The sequence below is a fragment of the Enterobacter sp. 301B genome (assembly GCF_003850715.1).
GTDB classification, from domain to species: domain Bacteria; phylum Pseudomonadota; class Gammaproteobacteria; order Enterobacterales; family Enterobacteriaceae; genus Enterobacter; species Enterobacter intestinihominis.
Window position 1 is genome coordinate 451,324 of record NZ_PQTC01000001.1, and the last position, 26,510, is coordinate 477,833.

Consider the following 26,510-nt stretch of genomic DNA (forward strand, 5'->3'; position numbering starts at 1 on the left):
CTGACTTCTGAGGCGCGTATGATACTGGATGCTTTTACTCTGGCAGGAAAAGTGGCGATGGTGACCGGGTGCGATACCGGTCTGGGGCAAGGCATGGCCATTGCCCTCGCCCAGGCAGGATGCGATATCGTGGGGGTAAACCGCAAGGTTCCTGACGAAACGGCTGCGCGCGTCACGGCGCTGGGACGGCGCTTTATCGCAATTCGCGCCGATCTCGGCAAGCATGAGAGTATTCAGAGCGTCGTGGATACCGCCGTCACAGAGATGGGCCGCATCGATATTCTGGTTAACAATGCCGGCACCATTCGTCGGTGCGATGCGCTGGAATTTAGCGAGAAGGACTGGGACGAGGTCATCGATCTCAATCTGAAATCGGTCTTTTTCCTCTCTCAGGCAATAGCGAAACAGTTTATCGTGCAGGGTCAGGGCGGCAAGATCATTAACATTGCCTCCATGCTCTCCTTCCAGGGCGGCATTCGGGTGCCGTCCTATACGGCTTCGAAAAGCGGCGTCCTCGGGCTCACCCGCCTGCTGGCAAACGAATGGGCGCCGCTAGGTATTAACGTGAACGCTATCGCGCCGGGTTATATGGCGACAAATAACACCCAACAACTTCGCGATGATGAGCAGCGCAGCCAGGCGATCCTCGACCGTATTCCGGCGGGCCGCTGGGGACTTCCGGAGGATTTACAGGGTCCGGTGGTGTTTCTGGCCTCGGCGGCGTCGGATTACGTTAACGGCCATACCCTTGCCGTAGACGGTGGCTGGCTGGCGCGCTAACCGCCGGTTTGTGACAAAGAGTTACACCGTCACCTCTTTCACACACTGTATAAAAACCCTATACTGTATGGATTGACAGTTTACCGGGTTTTATCATGACGGCGGAAGGCCACCTGCTTTTTTCACTTGCCTGTGCAGTGTTTGCTAAAAACGCTGAACTGACCCCTGTGCTGGCCCAGGGGGACTGGTGGCATATTGTCCCTTCTGCCGTGCTGACCTGCCTGCTGCCGGACATCGACCATCCAAAATCATTCCTTGGTCAGCGGCTGAAGTGGATTTCAAAACCCATCGCCAGAGCCTTTGGTCATCGCGGGTTTACCCACAGCCTGCTGGCCGTATTTGGCCTGCTTACACTCTTCTATTTGAAGGTTCCCGAGAGTTGGATAGTCCCGGCGGATGCCATTCAGGGCATGGTGCTCGGCTACTTAAGCCATATCCTCGCCGATATGCTGACGCCAGCGGGCGTTCCGCTGCTCTGGCCCTGCCGCTGGCGTTTCCGCCTGCCAATCCTCGTGCCGCAAAAAGGCAACCAGCTGGAGCGCGTTCTGTGCATGGCGCTGTTTGCCTATGCCGTCTGGATGCCGCAGACATTGCCCGAAAATGGTGCAGTGCGCTGGTCATCGCAGATGATCAACTCGCTGCAATTTCAGTTCAATCGTTTTATTAATCACCAGATTGAGCATTAAACCGGCAATACAATCACTTTTGTCATAAACCATTCCATATGGATATAAGCGCCACATCACACTTCTGATAACCTTGCGCCAACAGGTTCGGTAAAAACCGACCGTATAATAAATCAGGAGAACGGGGATGAATTTTCCACTCATCGCGAACATTGTTGTGTTCGTCGTATTGCTATTGCTTCTCGCCCAGGCTCGCCACAAACAGTGGAGCCTGGCGAAAAAGGTACTGGTTGGTCTGGTCATGGGCGTGGTGTTTGGCCTGGCCTTACACGCTATTTACGGCTCCGACAGCCCGGTACTGAAAGATTCCATTCAGTGGTTCAACATTGTCGGTAACGGCTATGTACAGCTGCTGCAAATGATCGTTATGCCGCTGGTATTCGCCTCAATTCTGAGCGCCGTAGCCCGGCTGCATAATGCTTCTCAACTGGGTAAAATCAGTTTCCTGACCATTGGCACCCTGCTCTTCACCACGCTGATTGCGGCGCTGGTGGGTGTGCTGGTTACCAATCTGTTTGGCCTGACTGCTGAAGGTCTGGTGCAGGGTAGCGCTGAAACCGCGCGTCTGACGGCGATTGAGACCAACTACGTGGGTAAAGTGGCCGATCTGACCGTTCCGCAGATGGTGCTCTCCTTCATTCCGAAAAACCCGTTTGCTGACCTGACCGGTGCAAGCCCAACCTCCATTATCAGCGTAGTGATCTTCGCTGCGTTCCTGGGCGTGGCTGCGCTGAAGCTGCTGAAGGACGATGCGCCGAAAGGCGAGCGGGTTCTGACTGCCATCGATACCCTGCAAAGCTGGGTAATGAAGCTGGTGCGTCTGGTCATGCAGCTGACGCCGTACGGTGTCCTGGCGCTGATGACCAAAGTCGTGGCAGGTTCTAACCTGCAAGACATCATCAAGCTTGGCAGCTTTGTGATTGCCTCGTACCTCGGTCTGGGCATCATGTTTGTTGTGCACGGCATCCTGCTGGCGGTGAACGGCGTTGGCCCGCTGAAATATTTCCGCAAAGTCTGGCCGGTGCTGACCTTCGCCTTCACCAGCCGTTCCAGCGCGGCATCGATTCCGCTGAACGTGGAAGCACAGACACGTCGTCTGGGCGTACCCGAGTCTATCGCCAGCTTCTCGGCCTCCTTTGGCGCCACCATCGGGCAGAACGGCTGTGCGGGTCTCTACCCGGCGATGCTGGCCGTGATGGTTGCCCCAACCGTGGGTATTAACCCGCTGGATCCGGTCTGGATTGCGACGCTGGTCGGTATCGTGACCATTAGCTCCGCCGGTGTTGCGGGCGTGGGCGGCGGCGCGACCTTCGCTGCGCTGATCGTTCTGCCTGCGCTGGGGCTGCCGGTAACGCTGGTTGCCCTGCTTATCTCTGTTGAACCACTGATCGATATGGGTCGTACCGCGTTGAACGTGAGTGGTTCAATGACCGCCGGTACCCTGACCAGCCAGTGGCTGAAGCAGACCGACAAAACGATTCTCGACAGTGAAGATGATGCCGAACTGGCACATCGTTAATCACTGCTGAAATAAAAAAACCGCCATCGGGCGGTTTTTTTATGGCTGTTATTCTTCAACCTCTTCATCCTGGCGGGTCTGCATTGCCCATCGCTGCGCCGATTCCGGCACCGTAAACGCAGGGGAGCGACGGAAGTGCTCGCCAATCAGCACGAAGGCAACGTATTTACCCCGCAGCATCCAGACATCGCGAAAACCATCCACCTTCAGGGCATGGTCTGGCGGCGCGGGCTCAACGCGGGGTACATAGCTAATAACCTGGCGGTTTTGTTGACGAAGAGGTTTCATAAGCGACGGGTTCACTAAAGCAAATTCTTAAAGCAGGAAATTTCTATCATAGCCGATTCTCCCCCCGCCCGTCGCGCCTGACGTATCGCAGATGGCTCCTTTCGCTAATCAATATCTGAAAACGCTTAGTTCGCCTGCTATTTCTTAACATTGTTCTATCCTTAATAGGGTTTTTAGGAATGAACAAAGGAGAAGCGTGCAATGTCGAACAATGATAAACCACATCAGTCACCCATTCATGGGACTGAAGAATCTCAACCGGGAATGGACTCACTTGCCCCAGCCGACGGCTCACACAAACCATCACCGGGTCCTTCCGCACCGGGTGAACAGCCTACCGCCCCGGGCAGCATGAAAGCCCCGGAAACGGAAAACGAAAAGCTGAAATCGCTCGATCCTCACCGCAAGGGCGGTGAAGGCCATGCGCTGACCACGAACCAGGGCGTTCGCATTGCCGATGATCAGAACTCCCTGCGCGCCGGAACGCGCGGCCCGACGCTGCTGGAAGATTTCATCCTGCGCGAAAAAATCACCCATTTCGACCATGAGCGTATCCCTGAGCGTATCGTCCACGCTCGCGGCTCCGCGGCGCACGGCTATTTCCAGCCGTACAAGAGCCTGAAGGAGATCACCAAAGCAGACTTCCTTTCCGATCCGAACAAAATCACACCGGTTTTTGTGCGTTTCTCTACCGTACAGGGCGGCGCGGGTTCGGCCGACACGGTGCGTGATATCCGCGGCTTCGCCACCAAATTCTATACCGAAGAGGGCATTTTCGACCTCGTCGGGAATAACACCCCGGTTTTCTTCATACAGGACGCGCATAAGTTCCCTGACTTTGTCCATGCGGTAAAACCAGAACCACACTGGGCCATACCGCAGGGACAAAGTGCGCATGACACATTCTGGGACTACGTCTCCCTGCAACCGGAAACCCTTCACAACGTGATGTGGGCGATGTCTGACCGGGGGATCCCGCGCAGCTATCGCACCATGGAAGGCTTTGGTATTCATACCTTCCGTCTGATTAACGCTGAAGGTAAAGCGACGTTTGTGCGTTTCCACTGGAAACCGGTCGCGGGGAAAGCGTCGCTGGTGTGGGATGAAGCGCAGAAGCTGACCGGACGCGATCCGGACTTCCACCGTCGCGAACTGTGGGAATCCATTGAAGCCGGTGATTTCCCGGAATACGAGCTGGGGTTACAGCTGATCCCGGAAGAAGACGAGTTCAAATTCGACTTCGACCTGCTCGACCCGACCAAGCTTATTCCTGAAGAGTTGGTGCCGGTTCAGCTGGTGGGTAAAATGGTGCTTAACCGCAACCCGGATAACTTCTTCGCGGAAAATGAGCAGGCAGCGTTCCACCCGGGCCATATTGTGCCGGGGCTGGACTTCACCAACGATCCGCTGCTGCAGGGTCGTCTGTTCTCTTACACCGATACGCAGATCAGCCGTCTTGGTGGACCTAACTTCCATGAGCTCCCAATCAACCGTCCGACCTGTCCGTACCATAACTTTCAGCGTGACGGGATGCATCGCCAGGATATCGATACCAACCCGGCGAACTACGAGCCGAACTCCATTAACGATAACTGGCCGCGTGAAACCCCGCCGGGGCCAAAACGTGGCGGATTCGAGTCGTATCAGGAGCGCGTGGACGGAACAAAAATTCGCGAGCGCAGCCCGTCATTCGGCGAATATTACGCTCAGCCTCGCCTGTTCTGGAACAGCCAGACCCCGATCGAACAGCAGCACATTATCGGCGGCTTCAGCTTCGAGCTGAGCAAAGTGGTGCGTACCTACATTCGCGAGCGCGTGGTCGACCATCTGGCGCATATTGATATCCAGCTTGCTCAGGGCGTAGCGAATAATCTCGGCATTACGCTGACTGACGAGCAATGCCATGCTGCACCGCCTAAAGACGTGAACGGGCTGAAGAAGGATCCGTCCCTGAGCCTGTACGCGGTACCTGGCGGGTCGATCAAAGGCCGCGTAGTGGCTATCCTGCTGAACGATAAACCGCGCGCCAGCGACGTGCTGGGGATCATGAGGGCGCTCAAGACTCAGGGCGTACATGCCAAACTGCTTTACTCACGCATGGGTGAAGTGACGGCCGATGATGGCTCCGTCCTGCCGATTGCCGCGACCTTTGCCGGGGCACCGTCCCTGACGGTTGATGCGGTGATTATGCCGTGCGGCGACGTTGAGAGTCTGCTCGGTAACGGTGATGCCGCCTATTATCTGCTGGAAGCCTATAAGCACCTGAAGCCAATCGCCCTCGCAGGCGATGCGCGGAAGTTTAAATCGCTGCTGAAGGTACCGGATCAAGGGGAAGAAGGCTTTGTCGAAGGTGATAACATTGACGATGCGTTTATGACCCGGCTGTTTGACCTGCTCGCCGCGCACCGCGTGTGGTCGCGCAGCAGCAAGATTGACCAGATACCGGCGTAAAAAAAACCGGGTGGCGCTACGCTTACCCGGCCTATATTTCGACTGATGTTGTAGGCCCGGTAAGGCGAAGCCGTCCCCCGGGCTTTATTTTGCTCATAAATCCCTGAACGTCCCCAGACGATACCCACGCTCGGCAATCGCATACTTCAACGACGCCGACGTTAGCACGTTCAGTTCCGCCAGACGCGGCCAGCAGTAGGCGCTCTTACGTACGATGTTATCGACAAACGCCGGATGCGCCATTACCTCAAGCGAGCGCTCCCCTTTTGCGGCGGAGGCATCCAGCACCTTCAGGAACAGCGCTTCGTCGATATCGTCGCCATAAAATGCGCTGCTGAACCCCTCCGTTGACGTCACCGCAACGTCCTGCAGTCCGCGCACCTCCCGATCCACGCGCATCGCCACGCCTTTACGTTGGGCAAATTCTGCCACAAGCGGGAAAATCGCCGGGATCATATGCACATGATGATGACTGTCGATATGGGTGGGCTCGCGGCCAAACACATCCACAAAGCGGTTAAACTGGCAGTCCAGCTCGCGGGCAATCTCATCAAGCGGCAAAGCGTCCTGCTCCGCCATTTCCCAAATCCATTTACCCAGTTGCCCGTCGCGCGTCAGCCCCGGCATCGGTGAAAGGGGCAACCCAAGCGTCAGCACAAAGTGCATGCCCACGCCCAGTTCGTGCAGCTCACGGCTTAACTGCGCCGCATGTTCCACCGCCTCACCGTTGATGAGCGCTGTTGTAGAGGTCACGACGCCCCGGCGACAGGCTTCGATAATGCCGTAGTTCTGCCCTTTTGACAGGCCGAAATCATCGGCATTGACGATCAGCAGGTTTTCCATCGCGCCTCCTCTTAACGGTGTGTGAGTTTCAGTTTCTCAACCGTTGCAGCAAAGTTTGGCAGCCATTTCTCATGCGCCAGGATCATCTCACTCGCGAGTTTTTCAGCGTCACGGTCAGAATGCACCAGCGGGCTCAGGTTCAGCGCCAGCAGCACGTCATTCAGCTCGCCGCTCAGGGCCGCATTGCTCGCCGCCACTTCAAAGCCTTTAATGGTGTGAATCAGGCCCATCACCTTATCGTCGAAGTGGGTAATGCGGGGATGCGGTTTTGCACCCTCGCGCCCAAGGATGCAGGTCATCTCCACGGCCCAGTCTGCCGGGATATTGTCGATGTGCCCATGATGCGGAACGTTCACATAGTGCTCGGCCTGCTTGTCATTGTAAATGGCGTTGATCACTTCACACGCGGCATCTGAATAGTATGCCCCACCGCGCTGCTCAAGCTCTTTCGGTTTGACGTTCAGGTTCGGATCTTTATACAAATCAAAAAGCTGCTTCTCTACTTTCTGTACAACCTGAGCGCGTGCGCCACCTTTGTAGTATTCGCCCATTTCAATCGCCAGCATCTCTTTCTGCTTGAAGTAGTAAAGCAGATACGAGCACGGCAGCAGATTCAGGGAGCGGATCAGCCCTTCGCTGAACGGCAGATCGAAGATGTTTTTCACCGAGGCCGCGGTCAGGCGACCAGAGGCAACGCCATCAAGCAGCTCCGCAAAGCGCGATTGCCCGTTCACAATCACATCTTTGATAAAGACCATGTGGTTCAGGCCGAACAGGTCAATGGACAATTCATCGTTATCGGTTAGCGCCAGCACATCGCGGATGAACATCTTCATGCCGATCGGAATATTGCAGACGCCGATAAAGCGTTTGAAACCGGTGTGACGATAGACTGCCTCGGTGACCATCCCGGCCGGGTTGGTAAAGTTAATCACCCACGCGTTCGGGCAGATCTCCTCCACGTCTTTAATGATGTCAAAAATGACCGGAATCGTACGCAGACCTTTAAACAGGCCACCTGCCCCGTTGGTTTCCTGGCCCAGATAACCGTGGCTCAGCGGAATACGCTCGTCCAGCTCACGCGCCTTCAGCTGGCCGACGCGCAGCTGGGTGGTCACGAAGTCAGCATCTTTCAGCGCCAGGCGGCGCTCCAGCGTTTTATGCACGGTTAAAGGCACGCCTGCTTTTTCAACCATGCGTTTGCACAGTTCAAAAATAATATTTAGCTTCTCCTGACCTTCTTCAACATCCACCAGCCATAATTCGCTGACCGGTAATTCATGATAACGTTTCAGGAAACCTTCAAGTAATTCCGGGGTATAGCTGCTGCCGCCACCAATGGTAACGACTTTTAATTTCTTTTGCATAAATTCTCCCTTAGCTTATCAGGGTAATCGCCTGCAAGGTATAGCGTACTCTTCCCGCTATTTGGGCAAGCCATTACGTCAATATTCCTGGCGGATAAACCGCCGAAAGTTAATTAATTACCGTTAAATTTTTGCGGTAACTGTTCGGTGTGAATGAAGTCATTTTCTTAAAGGTTTTAATAAACAGGCTGGGGCTGCTGTAACCCGATTCGTAAGCGATATCGGTGACAGAGTAGTTAGTAATTTCCAGCTGTTTTTTGGCAAAATTGATGCGGATTTCATTAATAATTTGAACAGGCGTTTTACGGTAATAGCGCTGCGTGGCGCGCGTTAAATATTCCTGCGATTTACCCGACAGCGCCACCATGTTTTCCAGGGCGTTATCGCTGAACTGTCCTTTATCGTGCATCAGCTCCACGGTACTGCGCAGCCACTGAGGAATATCATCCACCACCTGCTGTTCTTCACGGTGATGGCGAAGACGGTTCATGACGTAGAACGTCACGGTTTCAATAAATTCATCCAATTCATTGTCGCGGAAATTCAGCGAGGCGATAACCGTTTCAATCCAGGTCATAAACTCATTTTTAACGCGATCCACCTGTGACGCCACAAAGCAGAACGGCACCAGCGGCAGATAGTGCTTCTCGAAGAACCGCCTGCTCACCCCTACGTTAAGAATGCGCGTCGCACCAACCTCATAAAAGCTCTGGTGATAGGACCCCATCGGCAGGAAGACGAAATCGCCACGCTCAAGCAGGACGCGCTTACCGTTAATCTCCTGATAGTAGCGGCCGGTCAGAACAATCGTGAACTCGTAGTAGTCATGCTGGTGCAGACCGCTGGCGCTCTCCGTTTTGTTGTAAATCACCACGTGAAAATTCTTGCCATTAAACAGCTGCTGCTCATGTGCGGTTTTGATTTCCATCGTGCTGACCTCCTGGTGCCTGTTCAGACTTACTGCATCTTCTCGTGAAGCTCGATGAGCTCCGCTACCATCTCGCGCGCCAGCATGGAGGTCATCAGGTGATCCTGCGCATGTACCAGCACCAGACTCACTTTCATCTTCCCTTCGCCCTGGTCGCTTTCGATGAGTTTCGTCTGCACCAGATGCGCTTCGTTTAACGCCGTACGGGACTGCTCCATCATGGTTTTCGCGGCAACAAAATCGCCCTGCTTAGCCTGCTTAAGCGCCGCATACGCCAGGCTTCGCGCCTGCCCGGAATTGATGATGAGCCCCATTACCACCTCTTCCAGATCGTTCACTGCGGTTTCTTCGGCAACGATACTCTCTAAATCTAACATCTTTAAGCTCCTTTACGCTGGCGCGGGTTGCCCCGCGCCGTGCAATTTTAGAATTTCAGTGCGAGGGCGATATCCTCCTCGCTCTCTTCTTCATCGATAACCGTTGCAGCCTTGTTCGCAATCGCCACGAACGGCATGTAGAGCAGGGTTGCAATCCCGAGGTTGAATATCGCCAGCAGGAAGGCGGCCACGCTACCGTTGGTGTTGAAGAACGCGCCCAGACCAGCTGGCATCGTCCACGGCGCAATGTTGGTCACCGGCGGGATAATGCCCAGGTAGTATGCCGTCAGCGTAATCGCGGCCAGCAGCGGCTGAACCAGGATGAATGGAATGAACATCAGCGGGTTCATGATAATTGGCAGACCAAACAGGATCGGCTCGTTAATCTGGAAGATGCCTGACGGCAGGGCCAGCTTCGCAACCTGACGATGGTCGGCGCGGCGAGAGACAATAAAGACCGCGATGATCAGACCCAGCGTCGCCCCGGTACCGCCCAGGAAGATATAGGAGTCAAGCATCGGCTTCGCCCACACATGAAAGGTTTTACCGGCCGCCAGCGCCGCATCGACGGAGCCGTACTGCTGGTAAAGCGCGACGTTTTCCAGTGCCCACGGGGTCATAATACCGCTGTCCAGCGCCGCCAGTGCCAGTGAACCATGCACGCCGAAGAACCACAGCAGGGAGGTAAAGATGACATACGCCCAACCGACCACGCTGCCCATCGACGCCAGCGGCGTTGAGATAGAGTCCATAATGATCTGGTGGAAGTTAGTCCCCCAGTGAGAGAGCGCCCAGGCAATAATCCCCATGATGGAAAGAATAATGAAGCCCGGTATCAACGCGGAAAATGAACGAGAAACGGAGGCCGGAACGCTATCCGGCAAGCGGATAACCCAGTTGCGGCGAATAATAAAGGTGAACATTTCGGCCACCACCAGTCCGATAATAATACCGGAAATGATGTTTGCCCCACCCAGCCAGTTGGCGCCCACGGCGTAAGCGTCGCCCACACTGTACGGCGTGACGGTCATAAACGCGGCAATGGACAGTAAGCCCGCCGCCAGCGGATCCACTTTACGCTCTTCCGCCAGCGCCATTCCGATAAAGAAAGGTGCCATTAGCGACATAATACCCAACGTACCGTTGTATACGTTGCCGCCAATGGCTTTTAAACCATTAAGGGTTTCAATAGTGGAAGCATCTAACCTAATTCCTAATGAATAAAAAAAGGAACCTTCTCCAAAGCTGAGAAAAACGTTGTTAATTAAAACGAACATTGCCCCGGCTAATGTCAACGGCATTAATTTAATAAAGCCGTTCTTAATGGCATTAACGTGAGGCTGCTTTCCTATTTTAACAGCAAAAGGAAGGAGTACCTTTTCAAGTGAAGCGATGACTTTACTCATAGGAAAATACCCTTAAATGCCGCAACGACCGTTACGGCGTATTGTGTGTGAAATAACTCTTTGACGGGAAAAATAAAAAATTAATTAGCAGCTTTTTTAATCGCCGCAACAGCAGCTTTTAATACACCTAAACCATCGATCTTGCCGTATAAAACGGAATCGATCACTTCGACCGGCTTATTAGGGAGCAAACGTTGAATTTCTGGCAGCATATAAGCGATTTGCGGCCCGAGTAAAATTACATCTGCTGTCTGGCCCTTTTCGCCCGCCAGCGTTTCCGGAAACGCCTCAATCACCACAGGGACTTCATATTTTTCGGCCTGCGCGCGCATTTTTGAAACCAGCAGCGAAGTGGACATGCCCGCAGAGCAGAACAAGTAGATATGTTTCTTTTCCATGATAATTTCCCTCTTATTGGTCTGACCGCCGTCGCGCTATCACTCGACTCGCTATCCTGGCTGACGGGCAGTGTGCTGAACATTGTTTGTCGTTGAAGTGAGTATACGCAATGGTACAGGGAGGGGATAATTCTGGATAGACTCAAATTGTCTCTCATTGACCTGGCTTGTTGACTACCTTCACATTTCAGGCAAATATTTCGCGCTAAGAAATAAGATTTACGTATGCATAAAAAAACCGGCCATCAGGCCGGTTTGTTAACACTTTCAGGCAAGCGCGGTTACTGCGCCTTAGGTGCCTGTGGATCGGTGTCGTATTCAGCGCAGGTCTGGTAACCCGAATTGATCACGTGACCGGTATCATCCAGGGCGACAAAGTAGGTTTCTGCCTTACCATTACGTTGACCCAGAATATAGGTCTGGCAGGTGCCACGCGCGTGGATCATAGTGACTTCTGAAGAAGGTTTACCGGCAATGGCTGCAACCTGGGAACGCGTCATGCCTTTTTTGACGTCTTTTACCACTGGCTGTGTGAACTGATCTGTGGTGCGATCGTAAGCTGTACACCCAGCCAGCATAGTCAGTACCGCCGCTGCGCTTAAAATTCCTGCTACGTTCTTGTTCATATTCCGTCCTCTTGTTTATCAGCGTGTTAACTAAGCATGGGATAAAAATTACTATTGTTCAACTTTGCGAGTTACGCCAGACGAATTTCGGAAAATTCTAATAAAACAACGATAAGCTGCTAAATCGCTGTAAAACAGTACACTCAAAACTGTGATCCTTGTCGTTTCCCCGACAAAGGGTTAGTTTTAACAGATCACACTTTCTGTTTGGTTCTGCATAGGGAGGGCGTAATGGCTCTGCAACAAGAAATTATTCAGGCGCTGGGCGCGAAACCTGCGATTAATGCCAATGAAGAGATCCGTCGTAGCGTTGATTTTTTGAAAGCTTACCTGTCCGCACACCCTTTCCTGAAGACGCTGGTACTGGGTATCAGCGGCGGTCAGGACTCCACTCTGGCCGGTAAACTAAGCCAGATGGCCATCACCGAGCTTCGTGACGAGACCGGTGACACCGCACTGCAATTTATTGCCGTACGTCTGCCGTATGGCGTGCAGGCCGACGAGCAGGACTGTCAGGATGCGATCGCCTTTATTCAGCCGGACCGAGTTCTAACCGTGAATATTAAAGGTTCGGTGCTGGCAAGCGAGCAGGCCTTGCGTGAAGCCGGTATTGAACTGAGCGATTTTGTTCGTGGCAACGAGAAAGCCCGTGAGCGCATGAAAGCGCAGTACAGTATCGCAGGGATGACCAAAGGGGTCGTCGTCGGCACCGACCACGCCGCGGAAGCCATCACCGGTTTCTTCACCAAATACGGCGATGGCGGCACGGACATCAACCCCCTCTTCCGCCTGAACAAGCGTCAGGGTAAGCAACTGCTGGCGGCGTTGGGCTGCCCGGAGCACCTGTATAAGAAGGCGCCAACGGCAGACCTGGAAGACGATCGCCCTTCCCTGCCGGATGAAGCCGCGCTGGGTGTGACCTATGACAACATCGATGATTATCTGGAAGGCAAAACGCTCGACGAAGGTACCGCAAAAATTATTGAAGGCTGGTATCTGAAAACCGAGCACAAACGCCGTCCACCCATTACGGTGTTTGATGATTTCTGGAAAAAGTAAAAGCAAAACGGTAACTCAGTTTTGCAGGCCGGGTAAGGCGTAGCCGCCACCCGGCTCTTTTTTAACCACCAAACACCTGCTACACTGTATGCCTGAACAGTATATGGAGCAGTATGTGAGCAGGCGTCAATCCGCCCCGCGTCTTGAGTTTGAAGCGGCGGCTATCTACGAATATCCCGAGCATCTTCGCCCCTGGCTTGAGGCGCTGCCTAAACAGCCTGGCGTCTATTTCTTCCACGGCGACAGCGACACCATGCCGCTCTATATCGGCAAAAGCGTAAATATCCGCAGTCGGGTGATGTCGCACCTGCGTACGCCGGACGAAGCATCGATGCTCAGACAGTCCCGGCGGATCACCTGGATCGAGACGGCAGGTGAACTGGGCGCGCTTCTGCTCGAAGCCCGGCTCATCAAGGAACAGCAGCCGCTGTTTAACAAACGCCTGCGCCGCAACCGCCAGCTGTGTTCCTTGCAGGTTAACGCGGGAAAACCGCAGGTCGTTTATGCCCGGGAAGTGGATTTTTCGCATGAACCGAATCTTTACGGTCTGTTTGCCAACAAACGTGCCGCACTGCAAACTCTGCAATCCCTTGCTGATGAATTACAGCTTTGTTACGGCCTGTTAGGACTGGAAGCGACTACCCGCGGTCGCGCCTGTTTCCGCTCCGCGTTGAAACGCTGCGCCGGGGCGTGTTGTGGAAAAGAGAGCGTTGAAGAACATCATGCCCGGTTTATGGCTGGCCTGGCCTCAATCAGCGTCAACTGCTGGCCGTGGGAAGGCGCGGTGGCGTTGAAAGAGACCCGCGATGCGATGACGCACTATCACGTCATCCGCAACTGGCTCTGGCTTGGCGCGGTTGAAAGTCTGGATGACGCTGCCGCCCTGCTGCGCACACCTGCCGGGTTCGATCAGGATGGCTACAAAATTCTCTGTAAGCCGCTGTTAACCGGTAAATATGAGATAGTCATGCTCAATGACCCGGCAGCCAGGTAATTTCACTGAACAGCAGCGACCCCTTCGTTTCCAGTAGACGGAGGGTATGGCTGCCCTCTTGCCAGCTGGCGCCCTGATCGGCGGTCAGTAATTTATCGCCCAGTTGCCAGGCGCCGCTTAATACGAACGCCACGCCACCGCGTGATGCGAAGGTAGTGAACGTTCGGGTAGCAACGCGCACCTTTGCCTGGCAGTGCTCCCGTCGGGTCATGACATTGAAATCCATCGACATCTGCCCCTCCGTGAGCACGGCTTTCACCGTCAAATCGCCCGCAAAGCCGTAAGGCTGATGGTGTTTCAGGGTATGGCAAAACGCCCTCCCCGCATCCAGCGTCACCTCGCCTCCTTCCAGCAGCGTAATCACCCGGTCAACGCCCGGAAACGCGGAGAATTCGCCGTTACTGGCGATGGAGGCGATGCTGGCCCGCCAGGAAAAATCCCGCGTCGCGGGAGGGAAACAGCAAATCTCACGCGTCTCGCCCGCGCCGTTACGCCAGAGACTGACGGGTATTTTACGGATATCAAAGAATTCCATGACCACTCCTGAAGGACGCACCGTGCGCCAGGGCATTTTCACAGACGTATTATCGGCAACGGTAAGGCCAGACCTTAGGCATGGGGCAAAAGAAAAACCGCCGGTCCTGTCCACAGCGTTTTCGCTTGTGTAGACAGGAGCCCGGCGGTCTTAAGAGAGTGAACCGATTATTCGGCTGGTGCAGGCATTTTACCTTCCGGCGCTGCACGTTCTGTCAGACGCTTCTCAAAATTGGCATTAAATTGCTTTTTCTGTTCCGGCGTCAGAATGTTGTAAATCTTGTTCTGGGTTTCCATGTGGGCCAGCATGCGCGCTTTATGCTGCTCGGCCATTTTGTCGATCTGCGCTTCTGCTTTTGCTTTGTCGAAGCTGTCGCTGGCAATGATGTCATGCATCGCGCGGCGCTCTTCCAGCGGAGGACGTTTCATCTGGTCACGCTGACTTTTCCTGATGTCGCGGATCTGCTGCTTCTGCGCATCGGTCAGGTTCAGATCTTTAAACATCATCATCTCATGATGCATACCCGGCTTGCCTTTATGATGCATCATCATTTTGCCTTCTGCCGGCGCGGCGGTAGTGGTCGCGGTATCGGCGGCGAACGCCATGCTGGTAGCGCCCAGAGCCAGGGTAGAGGCAACAAACAGTGCAGTTAATTTACGCATAATGTCTTTCCTTACTTTCAGTTATTCTTCGGCGCTATGCCGTGTTGACGAGATTAACTTTACGGGGTTTATCGTCAATTAGTCAGAGCAACGGTAAAACAATGAAAGTATAAAAAACACGTTTTCGCCAATTATGGAGAAATTAAGGAAAAAGCGTGGAGAGATGAAACAAAAATATTCAACAGGATGATTTTAAAGAGATTGTGGAGGAGTATAGCGAAGTACCGTTTAATAATAAAGCAATTCTCCAGGAATATTCCGCAAACACTACCAGAGCGCTTTTAACGTTAAGAAATTAATTCTTCGTTTCCCCTCCGGTCTGCGCGAGGGGAGACGATCAGGGCATTTTTTCCAGCATCAACCCGGCTCGTAAACCAAACGCGACTGACGGGTTAGGAAATAAAACATATTCCGTGGGGTTCTGTACCGCATAGCGCGTCTCACCATCTTCCGCCAGCAGGACGCCCTGGCGAAACGGCGTGAAGTTCAGCGTATGGGGCGCCATATGAAGCTGGAAAGCTTCACTTTGACGCGTGATCTGCTGTACGACCCGATAGCGCACGACGGGTTCCCGGGTGGGTTCCGGTGCAACCCCTGCGAACAACGCCCGAAGCGCCTGATGCGTAGGGGCAAAACGCGTCAGGTCGTTTTGCCCGAACGGCAGCGCTTTTCCCAGCTCCAGCGTGCAGGACAGCGCGCCGAAATTCTCGCAGGTGAAGTGGGTAAACGTGCCGCCCGGCGTCTGGTGGAAAACCAGCGCTTCCAGTCCCGCGTCGCCAAGCCAGGTCAGAAACGCCTCATCCCACGGCTGATGGCGCTGCGGTAACACGCCAAAACGTACGTGGTACGAGGCGCGGATGGCGGTATGCAGATCGAGGTGCCAGCGCGTTTCCCCCGCCCCGGCAAAAAACGCCGTGACCACCTTCTCCAGCCATTGCGCACGTGTCGTTTCATCACTCTGTGGAAATTGCGCCCAGCGGCCACCAAACATTCGGTTGATGTCGCTCACGAGATACCGTTTGTTTTGCGCCAGCGCAGGCGGATTTCCCAGTACCACCAGCAGACGGCAGTGCAGCGTGATCTCTGCGCGACACAGCGCGCGCAGCAACAGATCGACAATCTCCACAGGCGCGGTTTCATTCCCGTGAATGCCGGTAGAAAGCAGCAGCGACAGGTTATATTGCCCCGTCGGCGTCAGTTCAAGCACGCCCGGCCCCAGCCATCGCCAGTGGAACGAGGGGCCTTCCCCCTCGTGCCGCTCCGGTGTCTCTTCAGCCAGCGTCAGCGCCAGAAAGTTTTCCATATCGTCTCCTTAGCGCTGGAACGGATAAACCGATCCCAGTTGCAGGATGGTTGATAATGCATCCAGCGCCTCGCGGCCTTCGCGCAGCAGCTGCGGATCAACCAGATCGGCCTGAACCAGACGGTCACGATAGTAGCGGTCCACCCAGTCATTGAGGGTATTGAACAGCGTGTCGTTCATCATCACCGACGGATTCACGGCCTGCATTTCCTCCGGCGTTAACACCACGCGCAGTCGCAGGCACGCCGGTCCCCCGCCGTTGGCCATACTTTCCCGCAGATCAAACACGCGCAGTTCATCAATCGGGTTATCCGCCTGCACCAGTTCGCTGAGATAGCGCCAGACACCCTGATGGTTGCGGGACTCCTGCGGCAGCACCAGCATCATGCTGCCGTCATCCCGGCTCAGCAGCTGGCTGTTGAACAGATACGTTTCGACCGCATCCTGCACGCTTACCGCCTGCGTGGGCACCTGAATCGGCATAAATCCCGGCACGCGTTCGCGCAGCGTGGCCAGCAACTTTTCCTGATGGGCAAACGCCTGCTCGTGGCAGAACAGCACCTGACGGTTGGAAACGGCAATCACGTCGTTATGAAACACGCCCTGGTCGATCACCTGCGGATTTTGCTGGGCAAAAATCACCTGAGTAGGATTAACCTGGTTCAGCCGTGCAACCGCCTGGCTTGCGGCTAAGGTTTGTCTCGCCGGATAACGAACCGGCGCGGCGTGGCCGCCCTCTTCCCGTCCATAGATAAACAGCTGCAAACCCGGATCGCCGTAATCGCCACCCAGACGGTTGTGGTTTGCCGCCCCTTCGTCGCCAAACATCGCGACCTGCGGCAGCGCCGAATGCACCTCAAAATGCGCATCATGATTAAAAATGGCGCGCAGCACACGCCCGGTGGTCTCCGCTTCGCTGGCGCGGTGGAATTTGTTGTTCAGGTTAGCGACAGTCAGATGCACTTTGCCGTCCAGCGTATCCGCCGACGGCGCGACGGTGGCGGCATTCGCTACCCACATTGAAGAGGCTGAACTGGCCGCGGAAAGCAGCTGTGGGGACTGCGTACCGGCTTTTTCAACCACCTGTTCATCCGTACCGCTGAAGCCCAGCTGGCGCAGCACGGCCACGTTCGGCCGCTCCTGCGGCGGGATCACCGCCTGCGGGAAACCGGCATCGGACAGCGCCTTCATTTTCAATAGCCCCTGCTTGGCCGCCAGCTTCGGGTTTGAGACCTGGAAACGGTGCTTCGTCGAGGCTTCATTGCCGAACGACAGCCCAGCATAGTGGTGCGTCAGCCCCACCAGCCCGTCAAAGTTAACCTCACGCGCTTTCATGGGCGTCACCCTCTGTAAAATCCAGCCCCGGATTCAGCGTCTCCGGCAGCGTCAGCGCCGGGGTTTCCAGGCTTGCCATCGGCCACGCGCAGTAGTCGGCGGCATACCAGGCGCTGGCGCGATGGTTGCCCGATGCCCCTACGCCACCAAACGGCGCGGTGCTCGCCGCGCCGGTCAGCGGTTTGTTCCAGTTCACGATCCCGGCGCGCGCTTCCAGCAGCAGCTGGTCGAATTTCTCGCGATGCGGGGATATCAGGCCGCTCGACAGGCCGTAGCGGGTGTTGTTGGCCATCTCGATCGCCGATGCAAAATCGTCATAGCGCCAGACGCACAGCAGCGGGCCAAAGACCTCTTCATCCGGCACGTTGCTCGTCGCACTCATCTCAATAATCCCCGGCGTCAGCAGCGATGTGCCCGGCTGAACCAGCTTCGGCTCCAGCAGGGTTTTCGCCCCGCGCGCCACGTGCTCCTGCCACGCTTTCAGCACGTTCAGCGCCGCCTGCCCGGAGATCAGCCCGCCGATAAACGGCTGCGGCTCGGTATCCCATTTCGCGGGAACCAGACGCCCGCTCACTTCCACCAGACGCTTAAGAAACGCATCCCCCTGCGCGCCGCGTTTAACCAGCAGGCGGCGGGCGCAGGTGCAGCGCTGTCCGGCGGTAATGAATGCCGACTGAATGGTCAGGTGGACCGCAGCATCGATATCATCCGGATCTTCCACAATCAGCGGGTTGTTACCACCCATCTCCAGCGCCAGAATTTTTTCCGGCTGCCCCGCCAGCTGACGATGCAGCTGATAACCCGTTCCGGCACTGCCGGTAAACAGCAGACCGTCAATGTCGCTCAGCGCACTCAGCGCCTGACCGGTTTCACGCCCGCCCTGCACCAGATTCAGCACGCCCGGCGGCAGCCCCGCCTGCTCCCAGAGTTTTACTACTGCTTCTCCGGATAAGGGGGTTAACTCACTCGGCTTGAAGATGACGGTATTTCCCGCCAGCAGCGCAGGCACAATATGCCCGTTCGGCAGATGCCCGGGGAAGTTGTACGGGCCAAACACCGCCAACACCCCGTGCGGACGGTGGCGCAGCGTGGCGGCGCCGTCCGGCATCCCGGTATGCTGCTCACCGGTGCGGGCGTGGTACGCCTTCACCGATATACCGATTTTATTGATCATCGCCGTCACTTCTGTTGTTGCCTCCCAGCGCGGCTTGCTGGTTTCGCAGGCAATGATGCGGGTCAGCTCTGCTTTATTGGCCTCCAGCAGCGCAGCAAATTTCTCAACCAGCGCCTGGCGCTCGGAGAATGGCCGTTTCGCCCATGCCGGAAACGCGCGGCGTGCAGCCTGGCAGGCCTGCTCAACCTGCCCGGCGCTGGCGTCGCTCCCCGACCAGAGCACCTCCTGGCCGACCGGGTTAGTTTTTGACCGCGCATCACCTTCGCCCGTTACCCAGTCACCGTTAATCCATAGAGTCATGCTGTTTTCTCCTCAGGGCAGAGCCGCACCAGGCGAACCGTGTCGCCAGCGTTACATTTCAGGGCATCCAGTTGCGCAGCCGTCAGTACCAGACGCTCGCATGTTGGGTTGGTTCGCACCAGCATGGCGCGGAAGTTGGCGTAATTCTCGTTCGAGACCAGGCAGGCTGGCCACTCGCCCGGCGCGGGCTGGCCTTCTGAAACCTCAACCAGGCGGCTTTTACGGATGGCGCGTACGCGGTCAATATCGCATTCCAGCGTTGGACCGCCGTCAAAGATGTCGACGTAATTGCGGTAGCGAAAACCCTCTTTCTCCAGCACTGCACGGGCCGGGGCGGTTTGCGGGTGAACTTCGCCGATCACCGCCTGCGCTTCCGGCGTTAAGAAATGGGTATAAATAGGATGCTTCGGCATTAACTCGGCGATAAACGCCTTCTGACCGGTACCGCACAGGTAATCCGCCCGGCTAAATTCCATGGAGAAGAAGCGTTCGCCCAGGCTCTCCCAGAACGGCGAGTAGCCCGTCTCATCAATTACGCCGCGCATCTCCGCGACCACTTTTTCGTTGAAGCGGTCGCGAAAGGCGGCCATAAACATGAAGCGCGATTTGGAGAGCAGATAACCGTTACCCTCTTTGCGCCAGTCCGGATCGAGAAACAGGGTGCAGAGTTCGCTGGCGCCGGTATGGTCATTACAGAGAAAAAGCGTCGGCAGCGCGTTGTAAACGTTCAGCTCTTTCGAGGCGTGGACCATCGTGCCGACGCGGTAGTTGTACCACGGATCGTTGAGCCCGACGGCCACCTCGATGGCGCAAATCCCCGCCACGGTTCCCGTGTCGGTCTCTTCCAGCACGAACACATAGCCCTGTTCGCTTTTTGGCAACGTCCCCTGCCAGGTTTGCAGGGCGCGCTCAATGCGCGCCGACAGCGTTTTTTCATCGGCAGGCAGCGAGGTCAGCCCGCCCCCTGTCTTACCGGCAAGCTGCATAAGCCCGGCGAGATCGCCGTGCGCAACGGGACGGATGACCATCATGATGACACCCCGGACTTCACCTGTTCGCAGGCCAGCGCAAAACGATCTAACCCGGTTCTGACCTCTTCCTCACTGACGATCAGCGCAGGGGCAAACCGCACCACGTTAGCGCCGGCAATCAACACCATCACGCCCTGCTTTGCCGCTTCCTGTGAAATCAGCTTCGCTTTGCCAGCAAACTCAGGGGCAAGCTCACAACCTATCAACAGCCCCAGACCGCGGATCTCTTTGAACATGCCGGTCTGGTTATTGATGGCGGTAAGACGCTCAACAAACCACTGGTGACGCTGCTTCACGCCGCTAAGCACCTCAGGAGTGTTGATGATATCCAGCACCTGTCCGGCGACAGCGGTTGCCAGCGGGTTACCGCCGTAAGTGGTGCCATGGGTGCCCACGGTCATCACGCTGGCGAATGTATCGGTGGTCAGCATCGCCCCCACCGGGAAGCCGCCGCCGAGCGCTTTAGCTGTTGAGAGCACATCCGGGGTCACGCCATAGTGCATGTAGGCGTACAGCTCACCCGTACGGCCCACGCCGGTCTGGACTTCGTCAAAAATCAGGACCGCGTTATGCCGATCGCACAGCTCGCGCAGCCCTTGCAGGAACGCTTTCTGGGCGGGCATGACGCCGCCTTCCCCCTGCATGGGCTCGACAATCACCGCACAGGTGGTGTCGTCAATCAGCTCGCTGGCAGAGTGTAAATCGTTATACGCCGCATGACGGATATCCGGCGGCAGCGGCGCAAAATCCTGAGAATATGAGGGCTGACCACCCGCACTGACGGTAAACAGCGTGCGGCCATGGAAGGCATTTTTAAAGGCTACGATGCCGCTCTTGTGCGGGCCGAATTTATCGTGCGCATATTTGCGCGCCAGCTTCAGCGCCGCTTCGTTCGCTTCCGCGCCGGAGTTACAGAAAAAGACTTTTTCTGCGAAAGTGGCGTCGATCAGCTTCTTCGCCAGACGTAACGCCGGTTCGTTGGTATAACCGTTGCCGGTATGCCAGAATTTCGCCGCCTGATCATTCAGCGCCTGCCGCAGCGCCGGGTTTGCATGCCCCAGCGCATTCACCGCAATCCCACCCGCAAAGTCGATATACTCTTTGCCCTGCTGATCCCACAGGCGAGAGCCTTCCCCACGTACCGGAATAAAAGCCGCCGGAGCGTATACCGGCATCATCCATTCATCAAAATTTTCACGCGTAACTGACAGAGACATAGCGACCTCATCCGGTAAATAAAAGGTTGTTTAAATGTTAAATAATTGAGTGTTTGCACTGTGAATGTAGATTGCAGCGTTCATGCCAGCCAGCGATAAAAATGCATAAACGGATTTGGGTAACAGAATATCAATGAGTTACAATATGAATTTATTCACTATTAGTGCATAAATAGTGAATATTTTTACAGCAAGCGGCGCTTTGCCGCACGAAAACAAGAAAGAGTATGCACATGCCAAATATAATTCTGGAATTGTGATCGCTCGCGAAATTTATCGGTCCTTTACGCCCTGTTCGAGGGCAAAACGCGTCGAAATGGTGCAAATATTGCACCGTCGGCATTATCTGTCGCAGTAATTGGGCGAAGCGGATAACAGACGACGTAAATTCTGCTACCATCCTTGCACTATTCACCTTGCATTGGCAGCGACTATGAAATTTGTCTCTTTTAATATCAACGGCCTGCGTGCCCGCCCTCACCAGCTCGAAGCGATTGTTGAGCAACATCAGCCAGATGTGATCGGCTTGCAGGAGACAAAAGTTCACGACGATATGTTCCCGCTCGAAGAGGTAGCGAAGCTGGGCTATAACGTTTTTTACCACGGTCAGAAAGGCCACTACGGCGTTGCGCTGCTGACCAAAGATACGCCGGTGTCGGTGCGTCGTGGCTTCCCGGGTGACGATGAAGAAGCACAGCGTCGTCTCATCATGGCTGAGCTGCCTTCCCCGCTGGGTAACATCACTGTGATTAATGGTTACTTCCCGCAGGGTGAAAGCCGCGACCACCCGACCAAATTCCCGGCCAAAGCCAAATTTTATCAGGATCTGCAAAACTACCTTACGACCGAACTCAACAAAGATAATCCGGTGCTGATCATGGGGGATGTGAATATCAGCCCGACTGATCTGGACATTGGCATTGGCGAAGACAGCCGCAAGCGCTGGCTGCGCACCGGGAAATGTTCCTTCCTGCCGGAAGAGCGCGAGTGGATGCAGCGCTTGCTTGACTGGGGGCTGGTGGATACCTTCCGCATCGCTAACCCGGAGACGCAGGATCGCTTCTCGTGGTTTGACTACCGCTCTAAAGGCTTCGATGACAACCGGGGCCTGCGTATTGATCTGCTGCTGGCGAGCGCCCCCCTGGCCGAACGCTGCATCGAAACCGGTATCGACTATGATATTCGCAGCATGGAAAAACCGTCCGACCATGCGCCGGTATGGGCAACGTTCAAGCTGTAATCCTCAGTGAATATTAAAAAAATCAGTCTCCTGTGCGCCCTTCTGGGCGCATTTGTTTTGATCGTTGTTTTGCTTCCTCCGGGCATGCTCTCCCTCGACACGTTAAAAATACACCAGCAAACGTTGCTCGATCGTGTGGAGCAGGCGCCCCTTCAGAGCGCACTGATCTATTTTGCGGTTTACGTTCTGGTCTCTGCGCTGTCGATACCCGGGGCTGCGCTTCTGACGCTGCTCGGCGGGGCGATTTTCAGCCTGTGGGAGGCGACGCTGTTGGTGTCATTGGCCTCGACGCTCGGCGCCACGCTTGCCATGCTCGTCAGCCGTTATCTGCTGCGTGACTGGGTGCAACGGCGCTTTGCCGCACAGATGAACACGATCGATGTGGGGATGGTTCGCGATGGCGCGCGCTACCTTTTTGCCCTGCGCCTGATGCCGTTGTTTCCGTTCTTTCTGGTCAATTTGCTGATGGGGCTAACCCGTATCCAGGTGCGTCACTACTGGTGGGTCAGCCAGCTTGCGATGCTACCTGCCACCGTCATTTATCTGAACGCCGGACGCGAGCTGGGAAAACTCACCACGCTGCGCGATATTCTGTCGCCGGGACTGCTGTTCGCCTTTACACTATTAGGGTTATTACCGCTGGTCACTCGCTGGCTGTTTTCCCGTTACATCCCTTCGATTAAAAAGTGAGGCATTATGCGCCGGGTGCGTTTTTGCGCGTTTCTGACGAGTCTGCTGCTGGCAACCTCTGCCTTCGCCGCAGAAAGCTGGCAATCCATTCAGCAACAGGCCACCGGGCAGACCGTCTGGTTTAACGCCTGGGGCGGTGACGAGGCCGTTAACCGCTACCTCGACTGGGTGAGCGGCGAGATGAAAACGCACTTCGCCATTAACCTGAAGATCGTTCATCTGGCCGATGCCGCCGATGCGGTGAAGCGGATCCAGACGGAACAGGCCGCAGGACGTAGCAGTAACGGGTCGGTGGATCTACTCTGGGTAAACGGGGAAAACTTCCGCACGCTGAAGGAGGCAAACCTGCTGCTCATCGGCTGGGCGCAAACCCTGCCCAACTGGCATTACGTCGATACCCGTAAACCGGTCACGGAAGATTTTGCCATCCCGACCGATGGGGCGGAATCCCCATGGGGCGGCGCGCAATTAACCTTCATCGCCCGTAAAGCGAGTATGCCGACGCCGCCGGCAGATCCCCACGCGCTGCTGGCTTACGCTCAGCAGCACCCTGGCAAGGTGAGCTATCCGCGACCGCCGGATTTTACCGGCACGGCGTTTCTTGAACAGCTTCTGCTGGCATTGACCGCCCATCCGGAGGCGTTAAAAAACGCGCCGGACGGCACCTTTGCAGAGATCACCGCGCCGCTGTGGAACTATCTTGATACGCTACATCCCCTGCTGTGGCGCGAAGGGAACGATTTTCCGCCATCGCCTGCGCGCATGGATACGCTGCTGGCCAGCGGCAGCCTGAACCTGTCGCTCACCTTTAACCCCGCTCATGCGATGCAAAAGGTGGCGAGCGGTGAACTGCCTGCCGACAGCTACAGTTTCGGCTTTCTCAAAGGCATGATCGGCAACGTCCATTTTGTCGCTATCCCGGCAAATGCCAGTGCGAGCGCAGGGGCGAAAGTGGTGGCAAATTTCCTGTTGTCACCGCAGGCGCAGATCCGCAAAGCCGATCCTGCCGTCTGGGGTGACCCGAGCGTGCTGGATGGTGCCAAACTACCTGCGAAAGCGGCAAAACAGCTTCATGCCTTTACCCCTTCAGGCACGCCTGATGTGCTTCCCGAACCGCACGCCGCCTGGGTTAACGCCCTGGAGCAGGAATGGCTTCGCCGCTACGGAACCCACTAAGCGGGCTGGTCTGGGCGGCAATGGCGGTCATCTATCTGCCACTGCTTCCCGCCAGCGGCATGCTGCTGGCCCCGGCGTTTTCTCTCAGTAACTGGGCGGCGCTGTTTGCCGACCCGCAGCTGCCGCAGGCGCTGGCCGCTACGCTGGTATCAACCCTCATCGCGACGCTGGGTTCACTGTTTATCGCCCTGAGCCTGCTTGCGCTTCTCTGGCCGGGTGATGGCTGGCAGCGCCTGAGCACCCGTCTGCCGTGGCTGTTAGCCGTGCCGCACGTCGCCTTCGCCACCAGCGCGCTGCTGCTGTTTGCGGAAGGCGGTCAGTTTTACCGGATCTGTACAGTCTGTTCGCCGCAGCTTGACCGCTACGGTATCGGGCTTGGCCTGACGCTTGCGGTCAAAGAGAGCGCGTTCGTTCTGTGGGCAATCTACGCCGCGCTGCCTGAAAAGCGCCTCGCACAGCAGAAAATTGTCCTGCATACCTTCGGCTACGGACGAATGCAGGCGCTCAACTGGCTCGTCCTCCCGGCTATCGCCCCCGCGCTGGGCGCCGTGATGCTGGCGGTGCTCGCCTGGTCGCTTTCCGTGGTGGATGTGGCGATCGTGCTCGGGCCGGGCAACCCACCTACGCTGGCGGTGCTGGCCTGGCAGTGGCTCACCCAGGGCGATGCGCAGCAGCAGACAAAAGGAACGTTGCTGTGTCTGGTGTTGCTCCTGCTGCTGGCCGCACTTGCCGCGGTGGGATACAGCCTCTGGACGGCTTGGCGGCGCGCCCAGCCTGACGTCTCGGGGGTACGTCGCGCTTCGCATACCGCGTTGCCCGCACGGACGCTGGGCGGGTTACTGCCGCTGTGCGGCGTGCTCTGTGCGCTGGTTCTGCTGATGCTGGCACGCCGGGGCGACATCGGCCCCGTCAGCGACAGCCTTTCACTGGGACTGCTGTCCAGCCTGACAGCGCTGGCCATCCTCATGATCTGGCTTGAGTGGGGACCCCAGCGCGGCGCGGTGTGGATCTGGCTGCCGCTTGCCCTCCCGGCGCTGCCCCTCGTGTCCGGGCAGTATGCCGTGGCGCTGTGGCTGGGCATCGACGGCCAGTACGCTGCGGTGCTCTGGAGCCATATGCTCTGGGTTCTCCCGTGGATGCTCCTGGTGCTGCAACCGGCCTGGCGCAGGCTCGATCCCCGGCTTATCCTCACCGCCAGAACGCTGGGCTGGCGACAGGCGAAAATTTTCTGGTTAGTGAAATGTCCCCTGATGGTTCGTCCGGCCCTGCTGGCCTTTGCCACCGGCTTTTCCGTGAGCATGGCCCAGTACATGCCCACCCTCTGGCTGGGAGCGGGTCGTTTTACTACTCTGACGACGGAGGCGGTCGCCCGCAGCAGCGGCGGCAGCGTTCCGATCCTCGCCAGCCGGGCGCTGGGTCTGTTGCTGTTGACCAGCAGCGTATTTGCCCTTGCCGCGCTGCTCGCCCGGTTCGTGGGCCGTCACAGACAAGGATTACGTTAATGCTGAACGTGAAAAATCTCACCATTGCGCCACTCTTACGTGAGGTCAACTTCCGCGTCCCGGCAGGGGAGATTCTCACGCTGATGGGACCCTCCGGGAGCGGGAAATCGACCCTTTTCGCCTGGATGGTGGGCGCGTTATCCGCTGATTTTAAGGCGCACGGCGAGCTGTGGCTGAACGATCGTCGCTGCGATATGCTCCCCGTGGAAACGCGCGGGATCGGCATTCTGTTTCAGGATGCCCTGCTGTTTGACGCCTTCAGCGTGGGGCAAAATCTGATGCTGGCGTTGCCGGCGCACATTGCCGGACGCGCGCGGCGCGACGCGGTAGAACAGGCTCTTGAATCTGCCGGGCTGGCAAACCTCTACGCCAGCGATCCGGCGACCCTTTCCGGCGGCGAGCGCGCCCGGGTCAGCCTGCTGCGCGCCCTTCTCGCCCAGCCGCAGGCATTGCTGCTCGACGAACCGTTCAGCCGACTGGATAAAACGCTCCGCGCTTCATTCCGGGCGTGGGTATTCGAAACCACTCGCCAGCGCAAGATCCCGATGGTGCTGGTCACGCATGATGAGGAAGATATCCCGCCCGGCGGAGAGGTGATTGAGATTTCTCGCTGGCAATAATGT

General features: G+C 56.4%; 26 protein-coding genes. 11 read left to right on the forward strand and 15 right to left on the reverse strand.

Annotated elements, in window-relative coordinates; genetic code table 11:
* Window positions 1-18: 18 nt before the first annotated feature.
* The 3 genes from kduD to tcyP all read left to right on the forward strand — a co-directional run bounded on the left by kduD (window position 19) and on the right by tcyP (window position 2,985).
* Complete coding sequence (kduD, locus tag C3451_RS02110) at window positions 19-780, forward strand: 2-dehydro-3-deoxy-D-gluconate 5-dehydrogenase KduD (RefSeq protein WP_045621432.1); 762 nt, start codon at window positions 19-21, stop codon at window positions 778-780.
* A 95-nt stretch (window positions 781-875) separates the two neighbouring features.
* Window positions 876-1,466, forward strand: a complete 591-nt coding sequence (locus tag C3451_RS02115; RefSeq protein ID WP_015570742.1) for a metal-dependent hydrolase — start codon at window positions 876-878, stop codon at window positions 1,464-1,466.
* Window positions 1,467-1,593: 127 nt separating this feature from the next.
* The gene (gene tcyP, locus C3451_RS02120) at window positions 1,594-2,985 is read left to right on the forward strand and encodes a cystine/sulfocysteine:cation symporter (protein WP_022647826.1); all 1,392 of its coding nucleotides are present in this window, start codon (window positions 1,594-1,596) and stop codon (window positions 2,983-2,985) included.
* A gap of 48 nt (window positions 2,986-3,033) precedes the next feature.
* Here the strand turns inward: tcyP and cedA are convergent, their stop codons facing one another.
* Window positions 3,034-3,273 carry a cell division activator CedA gene (gene cedA, locus C3451_RS02125; RefSeq protein ID WP_022647825.1) on the reverse strand — a complete coding sequence of 80 codons (240 nt, stop codon included), beginning with the start codon at window positions 3,271-3,273 and terminating at the stop codon, window positions 3,034-3,036.
* 201 nt (window positions 3,274-3,474) lie between these two features.
* Between cedA and katE the strand changes: the two genes are divergently transcribed.
* Complete coding sequence (katE, locus tag C3451_RS02130; protein WP_045621430.1) at window positions 3,475-5,724, forward strand: catalase HPII; 2,250 nt, start codon at window positions 3,475-3,477, stop codon at window positions 5,722-5,724.
* A 93-nt stretch (window positions 5,725-5,817) separates the two neighbouring features.
* Here the strand turns inward: katE and chbG are convergent, their stop codons facing one another.
* From chbG to osmE, 7 genes are all read right to left on the reverse strand, one after another.
* Window positions 5,818-6,567: a chitin disaccharide deacetylase gene (gene chbG, locus C3451_RS02135; RefSeq protein WP_045621428.1), complete on the reverse strand. Its 750-nt coding sequence runs from the start codon at window positions 6,565-6,567 to the stop codon at window positions 5,818-5,820.
* Between the two features lie 11 nt (window positions 6,568-6,578).
* Window positions 6,579-7,934, reverse strand: a complete 1,356-nt coding sequence (locus C3451_RS02140) for a 6-phospho-beta-glucosidase (protein WP_045621427.1) — start codon at window positions 7,932-7,934, stop codon at window positions 6,579-6,581.
* Between the two features lie 109 nt (window positions 7,935-8,043).
* Window positions 8,044-8,889, reverse strand: coding sequence for a transcriptional regulator ChbR (gene chbR / locus C3451_RS02145; protein ID WP_269808161.1), 846 nt, complete (start codon window positions 8,887-8,889; stop codon window positions 8,044-8,046).
* Between the two features lie 2 nt (window positions 8,890-8,891).
* Window positions 8,892-9,239, reverse strand: coding sequence for a PTS N,N'-diacetylchitobiose transporter subunit IIA (chbA, locus tag C3451_RS02150; protein WP_022647820.1), 348 nt, complete (start codon window positions 9,237-9,239; stop codon window positions 8,892-8,894).
* 47 nt (window positions 9,240-9,286) lie between these two features.
* Window positions 9,287-10,645 (reverse strand): PTS N,N'-diacetylchitobiose transporter subunit IIC, encoded by a 1,359-nt coding sequence (gene chbC, locus C3451_RS02155; protein WP_045621425.1) that lies wholly within the window; start codon window positions 10,643-10,645, stop codon window positions 9,287-9,289.
* 80 nt (window positions 10,646-10,725) lie between these two features.
* Entirely contained in the window at window positions 10,726-11,049 is a 324-nt protein-coding gene (gene chbB / locus C3451_RS02160; RefSeq protein WP_225303350.1) for a PTS N,N'-diacetylchitobiose transporter subunit IIB, read from the reverse strand.
* 275 nt (window positions 11,050-11,324) lie between these two features.
* Window positions 11,325-11,669 carry an osmotically-inducible lipoprotein OsmE gene (gene osmE / locus C3451_RS02165; RefSeq protein ID WP_022647818.1) on the reverse strand — a complete coding sequence of 115 codons (345 nt, stop codon included), beginning with the start codon at window positions 11,667-11,669 and terminating at the stop codon, window positions 11,325-11,327.
* Window positions 11,670-11,900: 231 nt separating this feature from the next.
* Here osmE and nadE point away from each other — a divergent pair, with 231 nt between their 5' ends.
* Together nadE and cho are read left to right on the forward strand one after the other, a co-directional pair.
* Window positions 11,901-12,728: an ammonia-dependent NAD(+) synthetase gene (nadE, locus tag C3451_RS02170; RefSeq protein ID WP_022647817.1), complete on the forward strand. Its 828-nt coding sequence runs from the start codon at window positions 11,901-11,903 to the stop codon at window positions 12,726-12,728.
* Between the two features lie 115 nt (window positions 12,729-12,843).
* Window positions 12,844-13,722 (forward strand): excinuclease Cho, encoded by an 879-nt coding sequence (gene cho / locus C3451_RS02175; RefSeq protein WP_032624399.1) that lies wholly within the window; start codon window positions 12,844-12,846, stop codon window positions 13,720-13,722.
* On the opposite strand, the gene ves is transcribed toward cho, so the two are convergent.
* From ves to C3451_RS02210, 7 genes are all read right to left on the reverse strand, one after another.
* Window positions 13,700-14,257 carry an environmental stress-induced protein Ves gene (gene ves / locus C3451_RS02180; protein ID WP_022647815.1) on the reverse strand — a complete coding sequence of 186 codons (558 nt, stop codon included), beginning with the start codon at window positions 14,255-14,257 and terminating at the stop codon, window positions 13,700-13,702. The genes cho and ves overlap by 23 nt on opposite strands.
* Before the next feature lie 167 nt (window positions 14,258-14,424).
* Window positions 14,425-14,919 (reverse strand): ATP-independent periplasmic protein-refolding chaperone Spy, encoded by a 495-nt coding sequence (gene spy, locus C3451_RS02185; RefSeq protein ID WP_022647814.1) that lies wholly within the window; start codon window positions 14,917-14,919, stop codon window positions 14,425-14,427.
* Between the two features lie 337 nt (window positions 14,920-15,256).
* The gene (gene astE, locus C3451_RS02190; RefSeq protein WP_045621423.1) at window positions 15,257-16,222 is read right to left on the reverse strand and encodes a succinylglutamate desuccinylase; all 966 of its coding nucleotides are present in this window, start codon (window positions 16,220-16,222) and stop codon (window positions 15,257-15,259) included.
* A 9-nt stretch (window positions 16,223-16,231) separates the two neighbouring features.
* Window positions 16,232-17,557 carry an N-succinylarginine dihydrolase gene (gene astB / locus C3451_RS02195; RefSeq protein ID WP_045307971.1) on the reverse strand — a complete coding sequence of 442 codons (1,326 nt, stop codon included), beginning with the start codon at window positions 17,555-17,557 and terminating at the stop codon, window positions 16,232-16,234.
* Complete coding sequence (astD, locus tag C3451_RS02200) at window positions 17,544-19,031, reverse strand: succinylglutamate-semialdehyde dehydrogenase (RefSeq protein WP_045621421.1); 1,488 nt, start codon at window positions 19,029-19,031, stop codon at window positions 17,544-17,546. The genes astB and astD overlap by 14 nt, the downstream gene beginning before the upstream one ends.
* Complete coding sequence (gene astA, locus C3451_RS02205) at window positions 19,028-20,062, reverse strand: arginine N-succinyltransferase (RefSeq protein ID WP_022647810.1); 1,035 nt, start codon at window positions 20,060-20,062, stop codon at window positions 19,028-19,030. The genes astD and astA overlap by 4 nt, the downstream gene beginning before the upstream one ends.
* The gene (locus tag C3451_RS02210; protein WP_022647809.1) at window positions 20,059-21,279 is read right to left on the reverse strand and encodes an aspartate aminotransferase family protein; all 1,221 of its coding nucleotides are present in this window, start codon (window positions 21,277-21,279) and stop codon (window positions 20,059-20,061) included. The genes astA and C3451_RS02210 overlap by 4 nt, the downstream gene beginning before the upstream one ends.
* 433 nt (window positions 21,280-21,712) lie before the next feature.
* On the opposite strand from C3451_RS02210, the gene xthA reads away from it, so the two are divergent.
* The 5 genes from xthA to C3451_RS02235 are packed head-to-tail and all read left to right on the forward strand — an operon-like array spanning window position 21,713 to window position 26,507.
* On the forward strand, window positions 21,713-22,519 hold the full coding sequence (gene xthA / locus C3451_RS02215) for an exodeoxyribonuclease III (protein WP_045621420.1): 807 nt from the start codon (window positions 21,713-21,715) through the stop codon (window positions 22,517-22,519).
* A 6-nt stretch (window positions 22,520-22,525) separates the two neighbouring features.
* Window positions 22,526-23,209 (forward strand): TVP38/TMEM64 family protein, encoded by a 684-nt coding sequence (locus C3451_RS02220; protein ID WP_045621419.1) that lies wholly within the window; start codon window positions 22,526-22,528, stop codon window positions 23,207-23,209.
* Window positions 23,210-23,224: 15 nt separating this feature from the next.
* A complete protein-coding gene (locus C3451_RS02225; protein ID WP_240034210.1) occupies window positions 23,225-24,385 on the forward strand; it encodes an ABC transporter substrate-binding protein in 1,161 nt (386 codons plus the stop codon).
* On the forward strand, window positions 24,358-25,887 hold the full coding sequence (locus C3451_RS02230; protein ID WP_124304209.1) for a thiamine ABC transporter permease: 1,530 nt from the start codon (window positions 24,358-24,360) through the stop codon (window positions 25,885-25,887). The genes C3451_RS02225 and C3451_RS02230 overlap by 28 nt, the downstream gene beginning before the upstream one ends.
* Window positions 25,887-26,507, forward strand: a complete 621-nt coding sequence (locus C3451_RS02235; RefSeq protein WP_045621417.1) for an ATP-binding cassette domain-containing protein — start codon at window positions 25,887-25,889, stop codon at window positions 26,505-26,507. Before C3451_RS02230 ends, C3451_RS02235 begins: the two co-directional genes overlap by 1 nt.
* Window positions 26,508-26,510 lie beyond the last annotated feature (3 nt).